This window comes from Mycobacterium intermedium, from assembly GCF_002086275.1.
Classification (GTDB): Bacteria; Actinomycetota; Actinomycetes; order Mycobacteriales; family Mycobacteriaceae; genus Mycobacterium; species Mycobacterium intermedium.
On the sequence record NZ_MVHT01000013.1, the window covers coordinates 14,282 to 32,006 of the forward strand.

General features: G+C 67.1%; 14 protein-coding genes and 2 riboswitches. Of the genes, 2 read left to right on the forward strand and 12 right to left on the reverse strand.

The features are described 5' to 3' along the window. Positions 1–55 precede the first annotated feature (55 nt). Positions 56–2,194: a substrate-binding domain-containing protein gene (locus tag BST27_RS07105; protein ID WP_069418392.1), complete on the forward strand. Its 2,139-nt coding sequence runs from the start codon at positions 56–58 to the stop codon at positions 2,192–2,194. 13 nt (positions 2,195–2,207) lie between these two features. After that, positions 2,208–4,049, forward strand: a complete 1,842-nt coding sequence (locus BST27_RS07110) for a CocE/NonD family hydrolase (protein WP_069418393.1) — start codon at positions 2,208–2,210, stop codon at positions 4,047–4,049. Between the two features lie 26 nt (positions 4,050–4,075). On the opposite strand, the gene gcvP is transcribed toward BST27_RS07110, so the two are convergent. From gcvP to BST27_RS07170, 12 genes are all read right to left on the reverse strand, one after another. Then, positions 4,076–6,895, reverse strand: coding sequence for an aminomethyl-transferring glycine dehydrogenase (gene gcvP / locus BST27_RS07115; protein ID WP_069418394.1), 2,820 nt, complete (start codon positions 6,893–6,895; stop codon positions 4,076–4,078). A gap of 34 nt (positions 6,896–6,929) precedes the next feature. After that, positions 6,930–7,050: riboswitch (glycine riboswitch) on the reverse strand. A gap of 2 nt (positions 7,051–7,052) precedes the next feature. Then, positions 7,053–7,150, reverse strand: a riboswitch (glycine riboswitch). A gap of 55 nt (positions 7,151–7,205) precedes the next feature. Then, a complete protein-coding gene (locus BST27_RS07120) occupies positions 7,206–7,841 on the reverse strand; it encodes a MerR family transcriptional regulator (protein WP_069418395.1) in 636 nt (211 codons plus the stop codon). 284 nt (positions 7,842–8,125) lie between these two features. Then, positions 8,126–8,620: a bifunctional nuclease family protein gene (locus BST27_RS07125; protein WP_069418396.1), complete on the reverse strand. Its 495-nt coding sequence runs from the start codon at positions 8,618–8,620 to the stop codon at positions 8,126–8,128. A gap of 117 nt (positions 8,621–8,737) precedes the next feature. Further along, a complete protein-coding gene (gene ftsR, locus BST27_RS07130; protein WP_069418397.1) occupies positions 8,738–9,475 on the reverse strand; it encodes a transcriptional regulator FtsR in 738 nt (245 codons plus the stop codon). Then, positions 9,472–9,939, reverse strand: coding sequence for a glycogen accumulation regulator GarA (gene garA, locus BST27_RS07135; protein WP_069418398.1), 468 nt, complete (start codon positions 9,937–9,939; stop codon positions 9,472–9,474). Before garA ends, ftsR begins: the two co-directional genes overlap by 4 nt. Before the next feature lie 212 nt (positions 9,940–10,151). After that, complete coding sequence (gene gcvH, locus BST27_RS07140) at positions 10,152–10,556, reverse strand: glycine cleavage system protein GcvH (RefSeq protein WP_069418399.1); 405 nt, start codon at positions 10,554–10,556, stop codon at positions 10,152–10,154. Between the two features lie 22 nt (positions 10,557–10,578). Then, positions 10,579–11,388, reverse strand: coding sequence for a DUF881 domain-containing protein (locus BST27_RS07145; RefSeq protein ID WP_079220078.1), 810 nt, complete (start codon positions 11,386–11,388; stop codon positions 10,579–10,581). A 144-nt stretch (positions 11,389–11,532) separates the two neighbouring features. Beyond that, positions 11,533–11,865: a small basic family protein gene (locus tag BST27_RS07150; RefSeq protein WP_069418401.1), complete on the reverse strand. Its 333-nt coding sequence runs from the start codon at positions 11,863–11,865 to the stop codon at positions 11,533–11,535. A 34-nt stretch (positions 11,866–11,899) separates the two neighbouring features. Beyond that, positions 11,900–12,823 (reverse strand): DUF881 domain-containing protein, encoded by a 924-nt coding sequence (locus BST27_RS07155; protein ID WP_069418402.1) that lies wholly within the window; start codon positions 12,821–12,823, stop codon positions 11,900–11,902. Beyond that, entirely contained in the window at positions 12,816–13,451 is a 636-nt protein-coding gene (locus BST27_RS07160) for a CDP-alcohol phosphatidyltransferase family protein (protein WP_069418403.1), read from the reverse strand. Before BST27_RS07160 ends, BST27_RS07155 begins: the two co-directional genes overlap by 8 nt. A 52-nt stretch (positions 13,452–13,503) precedes the next feature. After that, positions 13,504–15,852 (reverse strand): accessory Sec system translocase SecA2, encoded by a 2,349-nt coding sequence (gene secA2 / locus BST27_RS07165; RefSeq protein WP_069418404.1) that lies wholly within the window; start codon positions 15,850–15,852, stop codon positions 13,504–13,506. 112 nt (positions 15,853–15,964) lie between these two features. Continuing rightward, positions 15,965–17,602: an acetolactate synthase gene (locus tag BST27_RS07170; RefSeq protein ID WP_069418405.1), complete on the reverse strand. Its 1,638-nt coding sequence runs from the start codon at positions 17,600–17,602 to the stop codon at positions 15,965–15,967. Positions 17,603–17,725: the final 123 nt, after the last annotated feature.

Genomic DNA, 17,725 nt, shown 5'->3' on the forward strand with positions numbered 1-17,725 from the left:
CCCTTGACGGGCGGCAGCCCCGACAGGATCCCGAGGAGAGGACGCATCCACCGGTATGGGTAGGCACAGCAAGCCCGACCCTGACGACGATCCGGTTGACGAATATCTCGCGGAACCTGCGGACGCGGGCTCCGAAATAGCCGACGAACCGGGCGGGGGCAGGCACGAGACTGGCGACGGGGACGGCGGCTACCGCTGGGAATTTTTGTCCCCATCGGCCCCGTCCGCTCGCTCGGACGAAGCGTCGAGCGATTACGAGCACGACGAATACCGCGACTACTCCGACGACTATTCCAGCGACGACGCGAGCGACGCGCCGCCGTACTCGACTCCCGACACCGACGACTACCCCGACTTTGGAACGCAGTCGGAGAGCCCGGAGGGGACGGGCGCGGAGCCGCCATCACCTCCCCCGCCGCTGTTCCCTGCCGCCGGCCAACGCGAACCCGGCGGCTGGCGGGGCGGTCACCGCAGTGCCGGCGGACGACGGGGGGTGAGCATCGGCGTCATCGTCGCCCTCGTCCTGGTCGTGGTGGTGGTGGGCACGGTGATCGTGTGGCGATTCGTCGGTGACGCCTTGTCTCATCGGTCCAGCAACCCAGCGGCGCACTGCGTGGGCGGCAAGGACAGCGTGGCTGTGATCGCCGACCCGTCCATCGTCGAGCAGGTGAGGAATCTCGCCGACGGCTACAACGCCACGGCGGGCCCGGTCGGCGACAAATGTGTGTCGGTGACGGTCAAGTCGGCCGGCTCCGACGCCGTGCTGAGCGGCTTCGCCGGGCAGTGGCCCTCCGAGCTCGGCAACCAACCCGGATTGTGGATCCCGGGCAGCTCGGTCTCCGCCGCACGACTCAGCGCGGCGGCGGGCCAGAAAACCATCAGCGACAGCCGTTCCCTGGTGACGTCGCCGGTGGTGCTGGCGATACGCCCGGAGTTGCAGCAGGCCTTGTCCAACCAGAACTGGGCCGCGCTGCCTGGCCTGCAAACCAAGCCGGATTCGTTGGCCGGTTTGAACATGGCCCCGTGGGGGTCGTTGCGACTGGCGCTGCCGCTCAGCGGCAACGGCGACGCCACGTTCCTGGCCGGCGAGGCGATCGCCGCCGCCTCGGCGCCGGCCGGCGCGCCTCCGACGGCGGGCAGCGGCGCGGTGCGCAGCCTGCTGAGCGGGCAACCCAAGCTTGCCGACGACTCCCTCGACGAAGCGATGAACGCGCTGCTCAAACCGGGTTCCAAAGACGATGCCGCGGCGGGGCCGGTGCACGCGGTAATCACCACTGAGCAGCAGATCTTCAAGCGCGGCCAGTCGGTGCCGGACGCCAAGACCAAGCTGGCGTCGTGGCTTCCGCCGGGCCCGGTCGCGCTGGCCGACTATCCGACGGTGCTGCTCAGCGGCCCGTGGTTGTCCCAGGAGCAAGCGACGGCGGCCAGCGCGTTCTCGAGGTACTTGCGCAAGCCCGATCAGCTCGCGAACCTGGCCAAGGCCGGTTTCCGGGTGGGCGGGGTGAAGCCGCCGAGCAGCCCGGTTGTCAATTTCCCGGACCTGCCCAACACGCTGTCGGTCGGTGACGACGAAACCCGCGCCACCCTCGCCGACACCATGGCCACGCCGTCAAAGGGAGTGGCCGCCACCATCATGCTCGATCAGTCGATGCCCGCCGAAGAAGGCGGCAAGAGCAGGCTGGCCAATGTCATTGCGGCGCTTGCCAATCAGATCAAGGCGGCGCCGCCCGATGCGATCATCGGGTTGTGGACGTTCGACGGCCATGAGGGGCGGTCCGAAGTCGCGGCCGGGCCGCTGCCGGACCAGGTCAACGGCCAGCCGCGGTCGGTGGCCCTGCTCGCGGCACTGGACAAACAGTATTCGTCCAACGGGGGCGCGGTGTCGTTCACCACGCTGCGGCTGATCTACCAGGAAATGCTGGCCAATTACCGTGCCGGAAAAGACAATTCGATCCTGGTGATCACTTCCGGGCCGCACACCGATCAGACCCTGGACGGGCCCGGATTGCAGGAGTTCATCCGCAGCAGCCAGGACCCGGCTAAGCCGGTCGCGGTCAATGTGATCGACTTCGGCGGCGATCCGGACCGCGCGACCTGGGAGGCGGTGGCCAAGCTCAGCGGCGGCAGGTACCAGAACCTGGCGACGTCGGCGTCCCCTGAGCTCGCCACGGCGGTCAGCAGCTTCTTGAGCTGATCGTCTGGCTCCGATGGCAAACAGCGGTTCGGATGCGGCCTGGTACGCCGCGTCGGACTCCGGACGCCCATCTTTGCGACGTCGTGGCATGCGATATTCGTCGTGCTACGTGACGATGCGCGACGGGGTCCGGATCGCCATCGATCTCTACCTGCCCGCCGATCTGGCAAGCGGACAGCGGCTGCCGGTGATCCTGCACCAGACCCGCTACTACCGGTCCATGCAGTGGCGCCAGCCCATGCGAAAGCTATTCGGAGGCAAGCCACTTCAACACATCACCGCGGACAGGAGGCGCCGGAGGCGATTCGTGGCCGCTGGCTACGCCTGGGTCGATGTGGACGTGCGCGGGTCGGGTGCGTCATTCGGGGCGCGGGAGTCCGAATGGTCGCCCGACGAAATTCGGGACGGCGCCGAAATCGTCGACTGGATCGTGCGCCAGCCATGGTGCAACGGCAAGGTCGCTGGGTTGGGGAACTCCTACGACGGCACGGCAGCGGAGTTCCTCCTGGTCAACCAGCATCCCGCGGTAAAGGTGATCGCCCCCTGTTTCGCGCTCTTCGACGTCTACACCGACATCGCGTTTCCTGGCGGCATTCACGCCACCTGGTTCACCGAAACGTGGGGACGCTACAACGAGGCCATGGACCGCAACGCCCTGCACGAGGTGGTCGGGTGGTGGGCGAAAATCCCGGTGACCGGCGTCCAGCCGGTGCAAGACGATCGTGACCGCGCGTTGCGGGCGCAAGCCATCGCCGCTCATCGAGACAACTACGACGTCCACAAGTTCGCGACGTCGCTCACCTTCCGTGACGACGTCGCCGCCACGGGGCGCACCATCGACCTGCTCAGTCCGCACCACTATTGGCGCGATATCGCGGCGACGGGCGCACCCATCTACAACTACAGCGGCTGGTTCGACGGCGGGTACGGGCACGCCGCCATCAAACGGTTTCTCACCGTCCGCACCCCGGGCAGCCGCCTAATCCTGGGGCCGTGGAACCACACCGCCGGCTGGCGTGTCGACCCCGTACGCGGGCTGCGCAAGCCCGCGTTCGATCACGACGGCGAACTCCTGCGGTTCTTCGACCACCACCTCAAGGGCGTCGATACCGGCATTGGCTCCGAACCGCCGGTGCATTACTTCACCATGGTCGAGGACCGATGGAAGTCGGCGGACACCTGGCCACCGCCGGCCACCACGAGGACCTACTACCTGGCCGAGGGGCGGCGGCTCGTCCTGGAACCGCCCACCTCCGAAGCCGACGACGCCGCCGAAGACGCCGACGAATACTCGGTGGATCCGACCGCCTCCACCGGCGAGCACTCCCGCTGGCAATCGCAAGTGGGCATCGGTGGACACGTTCGCTACCCCGATCGCGAGGCCCAGGACGCCAAGCTGCTGACCTACACCTCCGCGCCGCTCCACGGTCCCCTCGAAGTGACCGGGCATCCACTGATCACCCTGTTCGTGACGTCGACGGCCAGCGACGGCACGTTCTTCGTCTACCTGGAAGACGTCGATGCGCGCGGCCGGGTCACGTACGTCACCGAAGGGCAGCTGCGTGCGCTGCATCGTCGGATCAGCGACGCACCGCCGCCGTACCGCCAGCCGGTCCCGTACCGAACATTCACTCGCGGCGACGCGCGGCCGCTCGTCAACGGCGAGATCGCCGAGCTGACGTTCGACCTGTTGCCGACGTCGTACCTATTCCGGGCGGGCCACCGAATCCGTGTCGCGATCGCCGGCACCGACGCACACCATTTCGCGATCCTGCCCGGTGGACCGCCGACCGTGCGTGTCTACCGCGCCGGGCTGCATGCCTCCCGCATCAATCTGCCGGTCATCGAGGCCTGAGGCGCGTCGGACCCGTCTCGGCCGGGTCAGGCGAAGGCCTCCACCGGCGGGCACGAGCACACCAGGTTGCGGTCGCCGTAAGCCCCGTCGATGCGCCGCACCGGGGGCCAGACCTTGGGCCGGAACGACTTGCCGAGCGGGTAGGCGGCCTCTTCCCGCGTGTAAGGGTGGTTCCACTCGGACACCAGCAGGCACTCCGCCGTGTGGGGTGCGTTGCGCAGCGGATTGTCGTCGGCAGGCCAGACCCCGGCCCCAACCTTGTCGATTTCGGCGCGAATGCCGATCATCGCTTCGCAGAACGCGTCAACCTCGGCCAGGCTTTCGCTTTCGGTCGGCTCCACCATCAGCGTGCCGGCCACCGGGAAGCTCATGGTCGGCGCGTGAAAGCCGTAGTCCGCCAACCTCTTTGCGACGTCATCGACGGTCACGCCGGTCGCCTTGGTGATGCCGCGCAGGTCCAGGATGCACTCGTGGGCCACCATCCCGTTCTCGCCGGTGTAGAGCACCGGGAAGTACTCGTCGAGGCGGCGCGCGATGTAGTTGGCCGACGCGATCGCGGTCAGAGAGGCCGCCCGCAGGCCGTCACCGCCCATCATCCTGATGTAGGCCCAGCTGATCGGCAGGATTGACGCCGAGCCGTACGGCGCCGACGACACCGGACGCCCGTGCGGCAGTTCCGGAGCGTGCGGGTGACCCGGCAGGAACGGGGCCAGATGCGAACGCACCGCGACCGGCCCGACGCCGGGGCCACCACCGCCGTGCGGGATGCAGAACGTCTTGTGCAGGTTCAGGTGGCTCACGTCGCCGCCGAACTTACCCGGCCGGGCCAGCCCGACCAGCGCGTTGAGGTTGGCGCCGTCGACGTAGACCTGCCCGCCGGCGTCGTGCACGGCCGCGCAGATGTCGGCGATGTCGTGCTCGTACACGCCGTGGGTGGACGGGTAGGTGATCATCAGGGCCGCCAGCCGTTCTGCGTGTTCGCTGACCTTTGCGCGAAGATCGTCAAGGTTGACGTCGCCGTTGTCGTGGCAGGCCACGACAACAACCCGCATCCCGGCCAGCGCGGCAGAGGCGGCGTTGGTCCCGTGCGCACTCGAGGGGATCAGGCAGATGTCGCGGTGCGGCTCCCCGCGGCTGGCGTGGTACTCGTGGATGGCCAACAAGCCCGCGTACTCCCCCTGCGAGCCGGCGTTGGGCTGCAGCGAAACGGCGTCGTAGCCGGTGATGTGCACCAGCCAGGACTCCAAATCGGCAATCAGACGGCGCAAACCGGGCGTATCCGCGGCCGGTGCGAACGGATGCTGCCGCCCGAACTCCGGCCAGGTGATGGCCTCCATCTCGGCGGCGGCGTTGAGCTTCATGGTGCACGAGCCCAGCGGGATCATGCTGCGGTCCAACGCGATGTCCTTGTCGGACAACTCGCGCAGATACCGCATCATCGACGTCTCACTGCGGTATCGAGTGAACGCGGGATGGGTCAGGAATTCCGACGTCCGCGTCTGGATGTCGACGGGTGTGCGGTCGGTGGCGGTGACGCCGAACGCGTCCAGAACCGCCGCCACATGGGCATCGGTGGTGGCTTCGTCACAGGCCACCGACACGTGATCGGCGTCGACGCGCCACAGGTTGATGCCGCGCGCCTTGGCGGCGGCCAACACCTCGTCGGCACGGCCGGGCACCCGGGCCAGCACGGTGTCGAAGTACCTGTCGTGCACCACAGCATCACCCAGTGCCCCGGCAATGGTTTCGGCATGGGAGTGCACCCGACGCGCGATGGCCTTCAGGCCGTCGGCGCCGTGATAGCTGGCGTACATCGCCGCCATGACCGCCAGCAAGACCTGTGCGGTGCAGATGTTGCTGGTCGCCTTGTCCCGACGGATGTGCTGTTCCCGGGTCTGCAGCGCCAGCCGATACGCCGGTGTCCCGTCGGCGTCCAGCGAAACGCCGACCAGCCGACCCGGCAGCTGACGGGCGTGCTTGGCGTGCACGGCCAGGTATCCGGCATGCGGACCTCCGAAACCCATTGGCACGCCGAATCGTTGCGTGGTGCCAAACGCGACGCCGGCGCCGATCTCGCCCGGCGGTGTAACCAGCGTCAGCGCCAACAGGTCGGCGCCGATGGCCACCAGGGCACCGCGGTCGTGGGCCTGCTGCACCAGGGCCGACCAGTCGGTGATCCGGCCGCTGGCGCCGGGCAGCTGGGCGATCACGCCGAAGAAGTCCCCGTCGGGCAGGCCGTCGCGAAGGTCGGCGGTGACGATCTCGATGCCCAGCGGCTTGGCCCGAGTCTCCAAGATCGCGGCGGTCTGGGTGAATACGTCGACATCCACGGCCAGTCGGCGTGTCGAGCTGCGAACCGCGCGGTGCATCAGGGTCATGGCCTCGGCGGCTGCGGTGCCCTCGTCCAGCATCGACGCGTTGGCGATCTCGAGGCCGGTGAGGTCGGTGATCATGGTCTGGAAGTTCAGCAGCGCTTCCAGCCGGCCTTGGCTGATTTCGGGCTGGTACGGGGTGTAGGCGGTGTACCAGGCCGGATTCTCCATGATGTTGCGCACCAGCACGGGTGGGGTGAGCGTGTCGTAGTAGCCCTGGCCGATCATCGACACGGCCACGGTGTTGGACTCGGCCAAGGCCCGCAACTCGGCCAGCGCTTCGGCCTCGCTGGCGGCCGGCGGCAGCCGGTCCAGACCGGGCGCGGCTCCGGTGTCGGTGAGCTTGTCGAGGATGCCCGTGGGGACCGCCTTGGCGGCCAGAGCGTCGAGCGAGTCAACACCGATGACGGCAAGCATGGTTTCGATCGCCTGGCTGTCCAGGCCGATGTGGCGCTCCGCGAATTGTTTCGACAACGTGCACTCCTGACACAGGAAGAGGGATCAGCGGCCCTCCCCCTCTGTCTTCACCCGAGCACCGGGCGCCTGAGAGATTCGGCCGCCCGTAACTCGGGTGCCTTTCCCCATCGGCGGGCGGGACCCGTCGGGTCGCCGCCGCTTTCCAGAGGCATCGTTGTCCAGCGCGGTCCGGGTGCCTGAGAGGTTGACGGAGAGGTATTGCTCCTTCGGCGTCCGTGGCTGGCGGCCACGAAACTCTCCCGCGCGAGAGCGATGCGTTGTCTAGTTTACTCGGCCGGGAGTTTTTCGCCGCGCGTGTGCGTGCGTACTAGCCGATCTTGCGGTCGCGATGCTTGCGACGCGACGCGAGTTCGTCTTCCGGGGTGGCGATGGACTCGCCGCCGTCGGCCCGCTCACCGGGGAAGTCGGCGATCACGCCGGTCAACTCGCGCATCGCGCCCGAGAGGGCAATGCCGAACACGCCCTGGCCGCCCTGCAACAGGTCGACGACCTCTTCGGCGGAGGTGCACTCGTACACGCTGGTGCCGTCGGAGAACAAGGTGATGTTGGCCAGGTCCTGCACGCCTCGCTGGCGCAGGTGGTCGACCGCGACCCGGATGTTGTGCAACGAGATCCCGGTGTCCAGCAACCGCTTGACGATCTTGAGCACCAGGATGTCCTTGAACGAGTAAAGGCGTTGGCTGCCGGAACCGGCCGCACTGCGAATCGACGGGACAACCAGCGAAGTCCGCGCCCAGTAATCCAACTGGCGGTAGGTGATCCCGGCGATCTGGCACGCGCTCGGGCCGCGGTAGCCCACCAACTCGTCGGGCACGGAATCGTCTGGGAACAGCCCGGGCTGCACTGCATCGGTCGCCTTGCTGGGCGTGCCGCGGCCACCACCGGGGGCGGCGGCCGCGTCGTCAGCAAGGTCAAGCTCTCCTTGACGTGGCTGCTCGCTCACGGTGCTTCCTCTCGCCGATCGCGCTCTCGTCTAGCTGCGTCACTGGCCGTCCCGACGGCCTAGCTTCTCAGGCCCGAGTGCTTGAGAGCATACGCCGTTAGGTTGCCGCCGTAATCCCGGTGATCATCCAACCGTCATCAAAGTATGGCTGCCGGGGTGGAAAGCGGGCGCTAAGCGCGAGGCGTGTCGAGGGTCGAGCCTGTGAGTTGAGACTAATCCGTAACTTAACGTCCCACGGAACCACCGCAGCGCCGTTCTGCTTGCCCGGTGACCTTGCCCGGTGACTAGGTGGCCTTGAAGTCGTCGGGCGAGACGCTGTCGAGAAACTCCTTGAATTTCTCCACCTCGTCCTCCCGCACGGCGCTGCTCTCTTGTTCGTCGGCCTCGTCGGGGATCAGCAGACCGGCCTGGGCCAGGACGTTTTCCTCGACGTAGATCGGAACCCCCACGCGCAGCGCGATCGCCACGGAGTCGGACGGACGCGCGGACACCTTGATGTCGCGGTCGAAGATCAGATCAGCGTAGAAGGTGCCCTCCTGCAGGTCCACGATGCGCACCTCCTTGAGCGAATGCCCTAGGGCTGCAATGACATCCCTGATCAGGTCATGCGTCAGTGGTCGGGGTGGCTCTACGCCCTGCTGCTCCAGAGCGATCGCTGCGGCCTCCGACTGCCCGATCCAGATCGGTAGGTACCGGTCACCGTTTGTCTCGCGCAGCAACAGCACCGGCTGGTTCTGGGGCTGCTCGACACGAATGCCGACAACACGTACTTCGCCCATCTGCGCCTGCCCTCCGCACATGCCGCCATGTCCGATTTTTCACTCAGCGCGGCGACGCGGTGTACCCCATGTCGTCACCATGCCGCCGACACCAAGCTGTCGACCGAAGTCTAGTCCTCAGCGCTGCAGAAGGTCGCGAACGGCCGATTTGATCAAGGAAGTGTGCAATGTGATAGCGAGCGCGGCAACTTCGCGAGCCAGATCGTCGGCGCGGTCGCGCGCACCGGCCTTGTCGGCCTTGACCATCGGGCCGGCGATTTGGGCGATCAGGTCGGACTGTCGGTCGGCCGCCGAGCGGAAGGCACGCAGATGCCTGGGCTCGACACCGTATTCGGAGAGTGCGCGGGCACATTGGAGGATCACCACCGCGTGTTCGTCGAAGAAGCCGCCCGGCCCCGTGGTGATCACCCCGGCTCTGAGCAACGCCGTCAGCAGTTCCTCGTCCACCTGGGCACGTTCCAGCAGGTCTTCGCGGCTGAGGCGGATGGCAGTGGACGAGACCGCACCCGCCTCGGACTCGGGGTCTGCGTTGTCGGTGATCGACACCAATCGCGGTACGCCGTAAGGAGACGCGGACGGTGGCAGCTCGCCGTCCGGCTGGGCGTCGAGTTGGGCCCGGATCACCTTGAGCGGCAGGTAATGATCCCGCTGTGCGGTGAGAATGAAACGCAGCCGGGCGCAGTCGTATGCGGTGAACCGGCGGTAGCCCGATGCGGCACGCTGTGGCGTGACCAGCCCCTCAGCCTCCAAGAATCGAATCTTGGAGATTGTGACGTCGGGAAAATCCGGTCGCAGCAGTTCCAAGACCGCCCCGATCGACATCCCGGCGACTGCGGGACTATCGGGTGCGCTCACTGGCCTGCGGTGCCCCCGTCGTCGTCACCCTTGGGACCGGTCAGGAACACGAGGCGGAATTTGCCGATCTGGACCTCGTCGCCGTTGGCCAGCACGGCCGAATCCACCGGCTCGCGGTTGACGTAGGTGCCGTTCAGGCTGCCGACGTCGACGACGCTGAATTCGCCGCTCTCCAAACGGAATTCGGCGTGCCGACGGCTCACGGTGACATCGTCGAGGAAGATGTCGCTGTCCGGATGGCGGCCCGCCGAGGTGACGGCCTGGTCGAGCAGGAACCGGGACCCGGCGTTCGGCCCGCGTTTGACGACCAACAGGGCCGAGCCCGCGGGAAGTCCTTCCACTCCCGAAACGGCGCTCTCGGTACCCGTCTGCGCAGGAGCGTCCAGTTCATTGAGGAAGTCGGCACGGAAGACGGACGTCGTCTCCACAGTGACTTCGTCAGAGGTCTGGTCGTTGTCTGTCACCCGCTGCTCCTCACTGGCCGCTGTGGCATTCGCTCACCGGGCCATTCGGCCGACTTGCTGACTTTTCGTACTTCCACGTGCTTGTGACGCCTAGACCGTACCGGGCACAGCCTGCGACGTGCTCACCACTGCAGGATCGTAAGCCCGATACCCTAGCTTCTCCTACCCGCGCTTCCTCTGGTGCTTCGCGATACTTCGGACCTTAGCAATCATCATTCGGTCAGCGTTCCGCGGTAGGCCTCCGCGTCGAGCAGCTCCGCGATGGCGGACTCCAGCCCGGCGACTTCCGAGCCGTCAACCTGGACGTCTACCAACCAGCCGGCGCCGTACGGGTCGGAGTTCACCAGTTGCGGGTCACCTTCCAGGTCGCCGTTGACCGCGACGATCGTTCCCGATACGGGAGCAAAAAGATCCGACACTGATTTGGTCGACTCCACCTCACCAAAGGCTTCCCCGGCCGTCACCTTGGTGCCCACGTCGGGCAACTGCACGAACACCACGTCGCCCAGGGCCGACTGCGCGAAATCAGTGATGCCTATCCGCACCGTGTCCTCTGAGCTGCGCTGAACCCACTCGTGTTCGGCGGTGTAGTGCAGGTCCGGCGGGATATTGGTCACGGTGCTCCTCGGTCTGATCGGTTCACTTGACGGGCTGAGCGTATTGGTGCGGTTTTGGTTGCCGCAAGGTGGTGACGTCGACGCGGTCGGCTTGCTGCACCGACATCCGCCCGCCGACGCGTTTGATGCTGTCCTCGGCGCCGCCGGGTATGTGCATTGCCGCGGCCAGGGTCGGTGGATCCCCAATGGCCAGAATCGAATACGGCGGGGACAGCGATTTGGAGTCGATGATCAGTGCGCCCGGCGAACCGGCGACCCACGTGTCGACTCCCACCCGCACCGATTGCTGTCCGTCGTTGATTTCGATCGCTTCGGCGCCGGCGGCGCGCAGTTCGTTGATCACGTCCAGCATCGCTTCGGCCGACACCCCCGGGCCGGGATCGTCGATCTTCATCGTGACGCCCGGCCCAGTGGCACCCACTGCACCCACCAGAATGGACAGAGCCGCGAGTTTGGCCTGCGCCCGCTCGATTGCGGCTTGGTCGTTGTTGCCGGACGCCTGCAGCTCGTTCAGGGTGTTTTGCAGGTCGGCCACTTCCGCATTCAACGTCGCTTCGCGCTGCCGCAATGAATCCAGCAGCACCAACAGATCTGCGGGGCGGGCCGTCTCCAGCGAGTCTCCGGAGTCGGTTTGACGGACCTGGGTGACGATCGCGACGCCCAACACCAGGCACAGCAATACGGCCAACGCCCCGAACACCAGACGCGAGCGACCACCCCGTGGCGTCTCTGGCCCTCGGGTGCCTTTGGTGCGGCGGAACCCACCGATTCTGGGACGAGCCCGGTCGGCGGGCAGTTCGTGACGGCCGTGGCGTCCGCTTCGGTGAGCCACCGGCTCGGCTGTCGGCTGGTTTTGCGGCGCCGCGGTGCGATCGGGATCGTCGGCGCCGCTTGGCCCGTCAGCATCCTGGCTCACGCTGGTCTCACCTCCCTTACGGGTGAAAGAGCGCCCCTACCCTTCATCGTCCTCACTGCGTCACGCCCCGAACAACCGGCGCCGCAGCGCAGCGGCATTGCCGAAGATGCGGATGCCCAACACGACGACGATCGCGGTGGACAACTGGGTGCCGACCCCCAGTTGGTCGCCGACGTAGACGATCAGCGCGGCCACGAAGACGTTGAAAACGAACGAGACCACGAACACCTTGGGGTCGAAGATCTTCTCCAAGTACGCCCGCAATCCGCCGAACACCGCGTCGAGCGCGGCGACCACCGCGATCGGCAGGTAGGGCTGGATCATCTCCGGCACGCTGGGGTGGAACACCAGACCCAGCACGATGCCAATGGCAAGTGCCGCGATTCCGATCATGCCGGTCGGATCTCTCTCACCAGGGTTTCCTCCACTAGGACCCAATCTTCTTCGCGAACTTGACATCCCGCACCGTTGCGGCCGGCAGCGTCAGTGCATCACTGGTCGTCACGCTGACCCCGACGCCGTAGGAAACCTCCAGCAGCTGCAGTCGCCGCAATCCTGGGCTTTCCTCGAAAACATTCTTCATCGCATTCGGCGGACCGATGGCCACGATGGTGTACGGGCTGCTGGCCGGATTGTTGTCCACCAGGATCGATCCCCCGGCCTGCCGAATCGTCACGTTCGGCCCGATTCGGGCACCATCGAGCGCAATCGCCTCCGCCCCGCTGGCCCACAACGAATTGACGACCAGTTGCAAGTCGCGATCGAGGATGATTTGACGGCTGCCGCTCACCCGCTGTTTGGATGCGTCGGAGAGATTGGGGCCGACGCCCGGATCGGTCACGGTCACCGTCAGACCGGGGCCGATGATGCGGCTGCTGGCCGCGGCTCGACTCACCGCGTCCAGCTGATTGAGCAGCCGCTGGCCCTCGATGTCGTCGGCCAGCGCGAGTCGCTGCACGTTGTCGACTTTCGCCGAGAGGACGCTGCGTTGTTGGGCCAGCTTGGCGGCGGCGGCATTGGTCGAGCGCACGCTGGCCGCCAGCAAGTGCTGGGCATTGCGCACGCCGGGGGCAACCGAGCGGGCTTGCGCCACCGCCGCGGCGAAAACCGCGGCGACCAAGGTCGCGGCCAGCGCCTGCCACAGCCAGCCGATCACGCGGCTGCGCGGCGCCTGCGGCGTCTCCGAGTCCTGCCGTTTGGCGGCTGCCGCGGCGTACCCGGGATCGAGGTGCTCGGACAGCAGGGCGCGTAGCAGCGACGGCACTGGGATGTGCTTCGGCCTGGCCGTGACGTGGGCGCTGTAGCCGGCGTTGGGGTCGTAGCCGCCGAGCAGCCGATCCGGTTCAGGCATGCTCACCTGCGGTGGGTGCCGCGGGCGGGCTCGGCGGTTTTGTCCGCTTGACGTTGGGCATCTCGCGCAGCACCAGCGCCATCTGCACTAGGTAGAGGACGAACGCCCACAGGTACATGTAGAGGCCCCAGATCAGGAATGCCCAGCCGAACCACCCCACTATGCGGCTCCACAGCGCGTCCCCTTGCCCCAACAGCACCAGCGGAAAGCCGGCCATGAGGGCGAACGTAGCGGCCTTGCCGATGTAGGTGACGGGAAGTGCGGTCAGCCCGCGGGTCCACAGCAGCGGGAGTGTGAGGGCCAGCAATCCGTCGCGGGCCAGCAGGGCGATGATGAACCACCAGGGCGCGATGCCGCTGAGCCCGAACACGATGGGGACGGTGACCATGTACAGGCGGTCGACCGCCGGATCAAGCAGCGTGCCCAACTTTGACGACTGGTCCAGCAGCCTGGCGATCTTGCCGTCCGCCCAATCCGAGACCCCGCTGAACATCAGGATCGCCACCGCCCAACCCGTGGCATGCTCGGCGAGCATCAGGTAGATGAACACCGGGATCAGCACCAGGCGCGCGATGCTCAGCACATTGGGCACCGTCAGCACCCGGTTCTGTGCGAGCACAGGCTCCATGAGCGGTGACATTAGCCCGACGACGATGCGGTCCGCACAGCGGACCGAGCGCTCAGCGGAATACGCCGGGCAGGCTCAGCGTCGAAAGCGTGTCGTCGGACAACGGGTTGTCGTTGACCATGTAGGTCCACGTCGAGGTCGGCCGTGCGAGCTTCGAAAGATCCAGGCCGGGCTCCTCTTCGAGGATGTTGGCCGTTTCGAAGGTTTGTTGAGCCGCCTCGATGGCGTCCGCGGCCAGCGACGCGAACGCGTCGACCGCCAACCGGTGGAATTCGTCGAGCGGGTTCTGCCGACCCAACGCACGCAGATGGATGCTCTCGCGGATGTCGGCCAGGTACGCCAAGTGGTCCGCCCAGCCCCGGTCGAGGTGGTACAGCATGATCAGCCGGCAGATCTTCTCTAGACGCTTCTCGGCTGCGGCCTCGTCTTCCTCCGTCGACAACACCTCGAGGAGCTTCTGGTACCGCTTCGGCGCCAGCTCTTCGAGCTCTTCGCGCGCGGTTGCCGTGCGCAGCAACGTGTTTCGCCGATCGACGATGATGGCGCGCTGCTGGGCGATCAACTGGTTGTAGCGCCAGGTGTTGGCGTGCACGTCCAGCAGCCGGCCCTCGGCGACGCGCTGCGCATGGTCGAGCAGTCCGTTGGTCTTGGGGCTGATGATCCGCCCGTCGTCATCGGTTTCGGTGGGCAGCTTATTGGGGTCGAGGTTGGCCGCGACCACGTCGTCTTCCCAACTCGAGAAGAAGACCGTTGATCCGGGGTCCCCCTGGCGTCCGGCCCGACCACGCAGCTGGTTGTCCAGCCGCTCGGTGTGATGCCGACCGGTGCCCACCACATGCAATCCACCTAGTTCGGCGACCCGGTCGTGATCGGCCTCGTCGGACCCGCCCAGCCGGATGTCGGTACCTCGACCTGCCATCTGCGTCGACACCGTGACCGCCCCGTACTTGCCGGCCTCGGCGATCACCTGCGCCTCTTCGGCGTCGTTCTTTGCGTTCAGCACCACCGCCGGTACCCCGCGTTTGACCAACCGCTCGTGCAGCTCTTCGGATTCGGCGACGTCGCGGGTGCCGACCAGCACCGGTTGCCCGGTCTCGTGGACCTCGACGATGTGTTCCACGATCGCATCGTTCTTGGCTGCCGCGGTGATGTAGACCCGGTCGGACTCGTCTTCGCGGATGTTGGGGGTGTTCGGCGGTATCGGCGAGACACCCAGCTTGTAGAACTGGCGTAGCTGTTCACCGGCGGCCAAGGCGGTGCCGGTCATGCCGCACACCGTCGCGTACCGGTTGATCAGGGCCTGCACCGTGATCGTGTCGAGCACCTCGCCGGTTTCGGTGGTTTCGATGCCCTCCTTCGCTTCGACCGCGGCCTGCAAACCATCGGGCCAGCGCTGCAGCTGGGCGATGCGGCCTCGCGAGGAGTTGATCAGGTGCACCGCACCGTCGCGGACGATGTAGTGCACGTCGCGCTGCAGCAGCACATGGGCATGCAACGCGACATTGACCTCCGTCAACGTGGTCCCGACGTGTTCCTCGGAGTAGAGGTCGATGCCACCCAGCGCCTTTTCGACCTTGTGGGCGCCGGCTTCGGTCAGGTGGACATTGCGGTTGTCGGCGTCGGTGTCGAAATCCTCCCCCGGGGTCAACTGGCCGACCAGCGTGATGATCTCGAGCCGCGGGGTCTCCCGGTGCGTGGTTCCGGCCAGCACCAGCGGCACCAGCGCCTCGTCGACCAGCACGGAGTCCGCTTCGTCGATGAGGGCGACATCCGGTTTGGGTGATACCAGGTCGTCGACGTCCGTGACCAGCTGATCACGCAGGACGTCGAACCCGATCTCGTTCACCGAGGCGTAGGTGACGTTGCAGTTGTACGCCGCCCTGCGGTCCTCGCTCGTCGACTCCGCGGTGATCCAGCCGACGGTCAGGCCCAGCGCCTCGATCAGCGGGCCCATCCATTCCGCGTCCCGACGGGCCAGGTAGTCGTTGATGGTGACGACGTGCACGTGCCGACCAGCCAACGCGTAGCCCGCTGCCGCGATCGCCCCGGCCAGGGTCTTGCCCTCACCGGTGGCCATCTCGATGACGTCACCGGCCAGCATCCGCAGGGCACCGAGTAGCTGCACGTCGAACGGCCGCAGCCCGGTCGTCCGCTCGGCCGCCTCTCGGGCGATGGCGAGGAACTGGGGTATGTCGGAGGAGTTCGCGAGGTCGTCCAGGTTGAGCAGTCCCGCCGCCTTGCGCAGCTTTTCGTCGCTGAGGTCGGCGGCCTCTTTGTCGTACTCGGCCGAGGCGGTGACCTCGGCCATCGAGCGGTTGCGGTTCTTTTCTGTGCTGGCGCCGAGCAGTCTCCAGAACCGACTGCTCAGGCGGCCGGGTTGAGCGCGAGTCGTCTTGGGCACAGCTCAAAGGTACGCGAACCCGCGTGACCTCCTTGCGGGGCGCGAGCGTGCGGGTTTGTCCGCGACACGCCGAGCGGCGGCGTACCAACACGCACGGTCGCGGGCCAGAGGCTCAGGCCAGGTTGGATCGGCGCGGATAGGCGACGCTGGGATCGGTGAGCACGTTGACAACCGACGGAATCCCGCTGGCGAAGGCGCGTTCCAGCGCCGGCCGCAGCTCTGCCGGTGCCGATACCAGCTCGCCGTGCCCACCCAGGGCGCGCACCACTTCGTCGTAGCGGGTCCCCGGGCGCAGTTCGGCCACCACCGAGTAGCCGTACAGCGCCTCCATGGGATGTTTCTCCAAGCCCCAGATGCCGTTGTTGCCGATCACCGACACGACGGGGACCTCGTGCCGAACCAGGGTGTCCCACTCCATGCCGCTGAATCCGAAGGCGCCGTCGCCCTGCAGCAACACCACCTGGCGATCCGGTCGCGCCAGCTTGGCGGCCAGGGCGTAGCCGGGGCCGGAGCCGAGGCAGCCGAACGGCCCGCTGTCCAGCCAGCAGCCCGGCTGATAGCTGTCGATGACCCGGCCGGCGTAGGAGCCGAAATCTCCCGCGTCGATGACTACCACCGCGTCGCGGTCCAGCATCGGCGCCAGTTCGGCGTACACGCGCATCGGGTGCAGCGGGATCCGATCCTCGGCGAGCTCGGCCTTCTCCTGGTTGCGCGCCGCGCGTTCGGCCGTCCGAAGCTCCGTGATCCAGTTCTCATGGTCGGTGCGGCGGGCGCCGGCCAAAGCCGACAGCACGGCGGTCAGATCCCCGTAGAGGCCCGCCGCTATCGGGCGCGGATGTTGGCGCTCGGGTTGGATGCGGTCCGCCACCACCAGCTGGGTCTGCTGCCCGAACACCCCACCGAAGCCGAGGCGGAAATCCATTGGCACACCGACGATCAGCGCAACATCGGCTTCCTTCAAGGCCTTGGACCGCGCCCGCGAAAACGCCAGCGGGTGGTCGGCGGCGACGACGCCGCGCGCCATGCCGTTCATCAGCACCGGGATCCGAAGTTCCTCGGCGAGCCGCAGCAGCGCGGCCTCGCCGTGTCCCCACCAGACGTTGGTGCCCGCCATGATCACCGGCCGCCTCGCCGACGCCAGCAGTGCGATGGCCCGGTCCAGCGCGGCGCCGTCCGGTGTCGGTGACGCGGGCGCATCGCTCAGAGCGCCGGTGCGGCCGTCATCGTCCGCCAGGGAGAACACGTGGTCCATCGGGAAGTCGACAAAAGCGACCCCCGAGGGCGCTCCCACCGCCGCCCGCAATGCCTCGTCGACGAGCCGGCCGGCGTCCTCGGCCGATTGCGCGGTAGCGGCAAACCGCGCCAGCGGCGCCACGAACGGCACGTGGTCGATCTCCTGCAACGAGCCCATCCCCCAGCGCTGTGCGGGTGCCCGGCCGCCGAGGACCACCAGCGGCGACTGGTTCTGTTGCGCCGCGGCCATCGCGCTCATCCCGTTGGTGACGCCCGGTCCCGCGGTCAGGGCGGCCACCCCCGGTACCCTGGTCACCTTCGACCAGCCCTCGGCGGCGAAGGCCGCGGTCTGTTCGTGACGGGTGTCGATCAGCCTGATGTTTTCCTCCCGGCAGCCGTCGTACAGGGAGAACAAATGCCCGCCCGAAAGCGTGAAAACCGTGTCGATGCCGCTCGCCTTGAGCCGACGGGCGATGAGCCGGCCGGCGTGGATGGTCGTCGGAGCGTCGATGCTCATGGTGGGCAGCTTAATCACACCGCCGTTGCCCGCCGCACCGCCGAGCCGCTGACCCCACCGCGCCCTTCAGCGAATTGCGTTGCGCTGCAGAGGGTTAACCCGATCAGCTGAGCTATCCGCGGT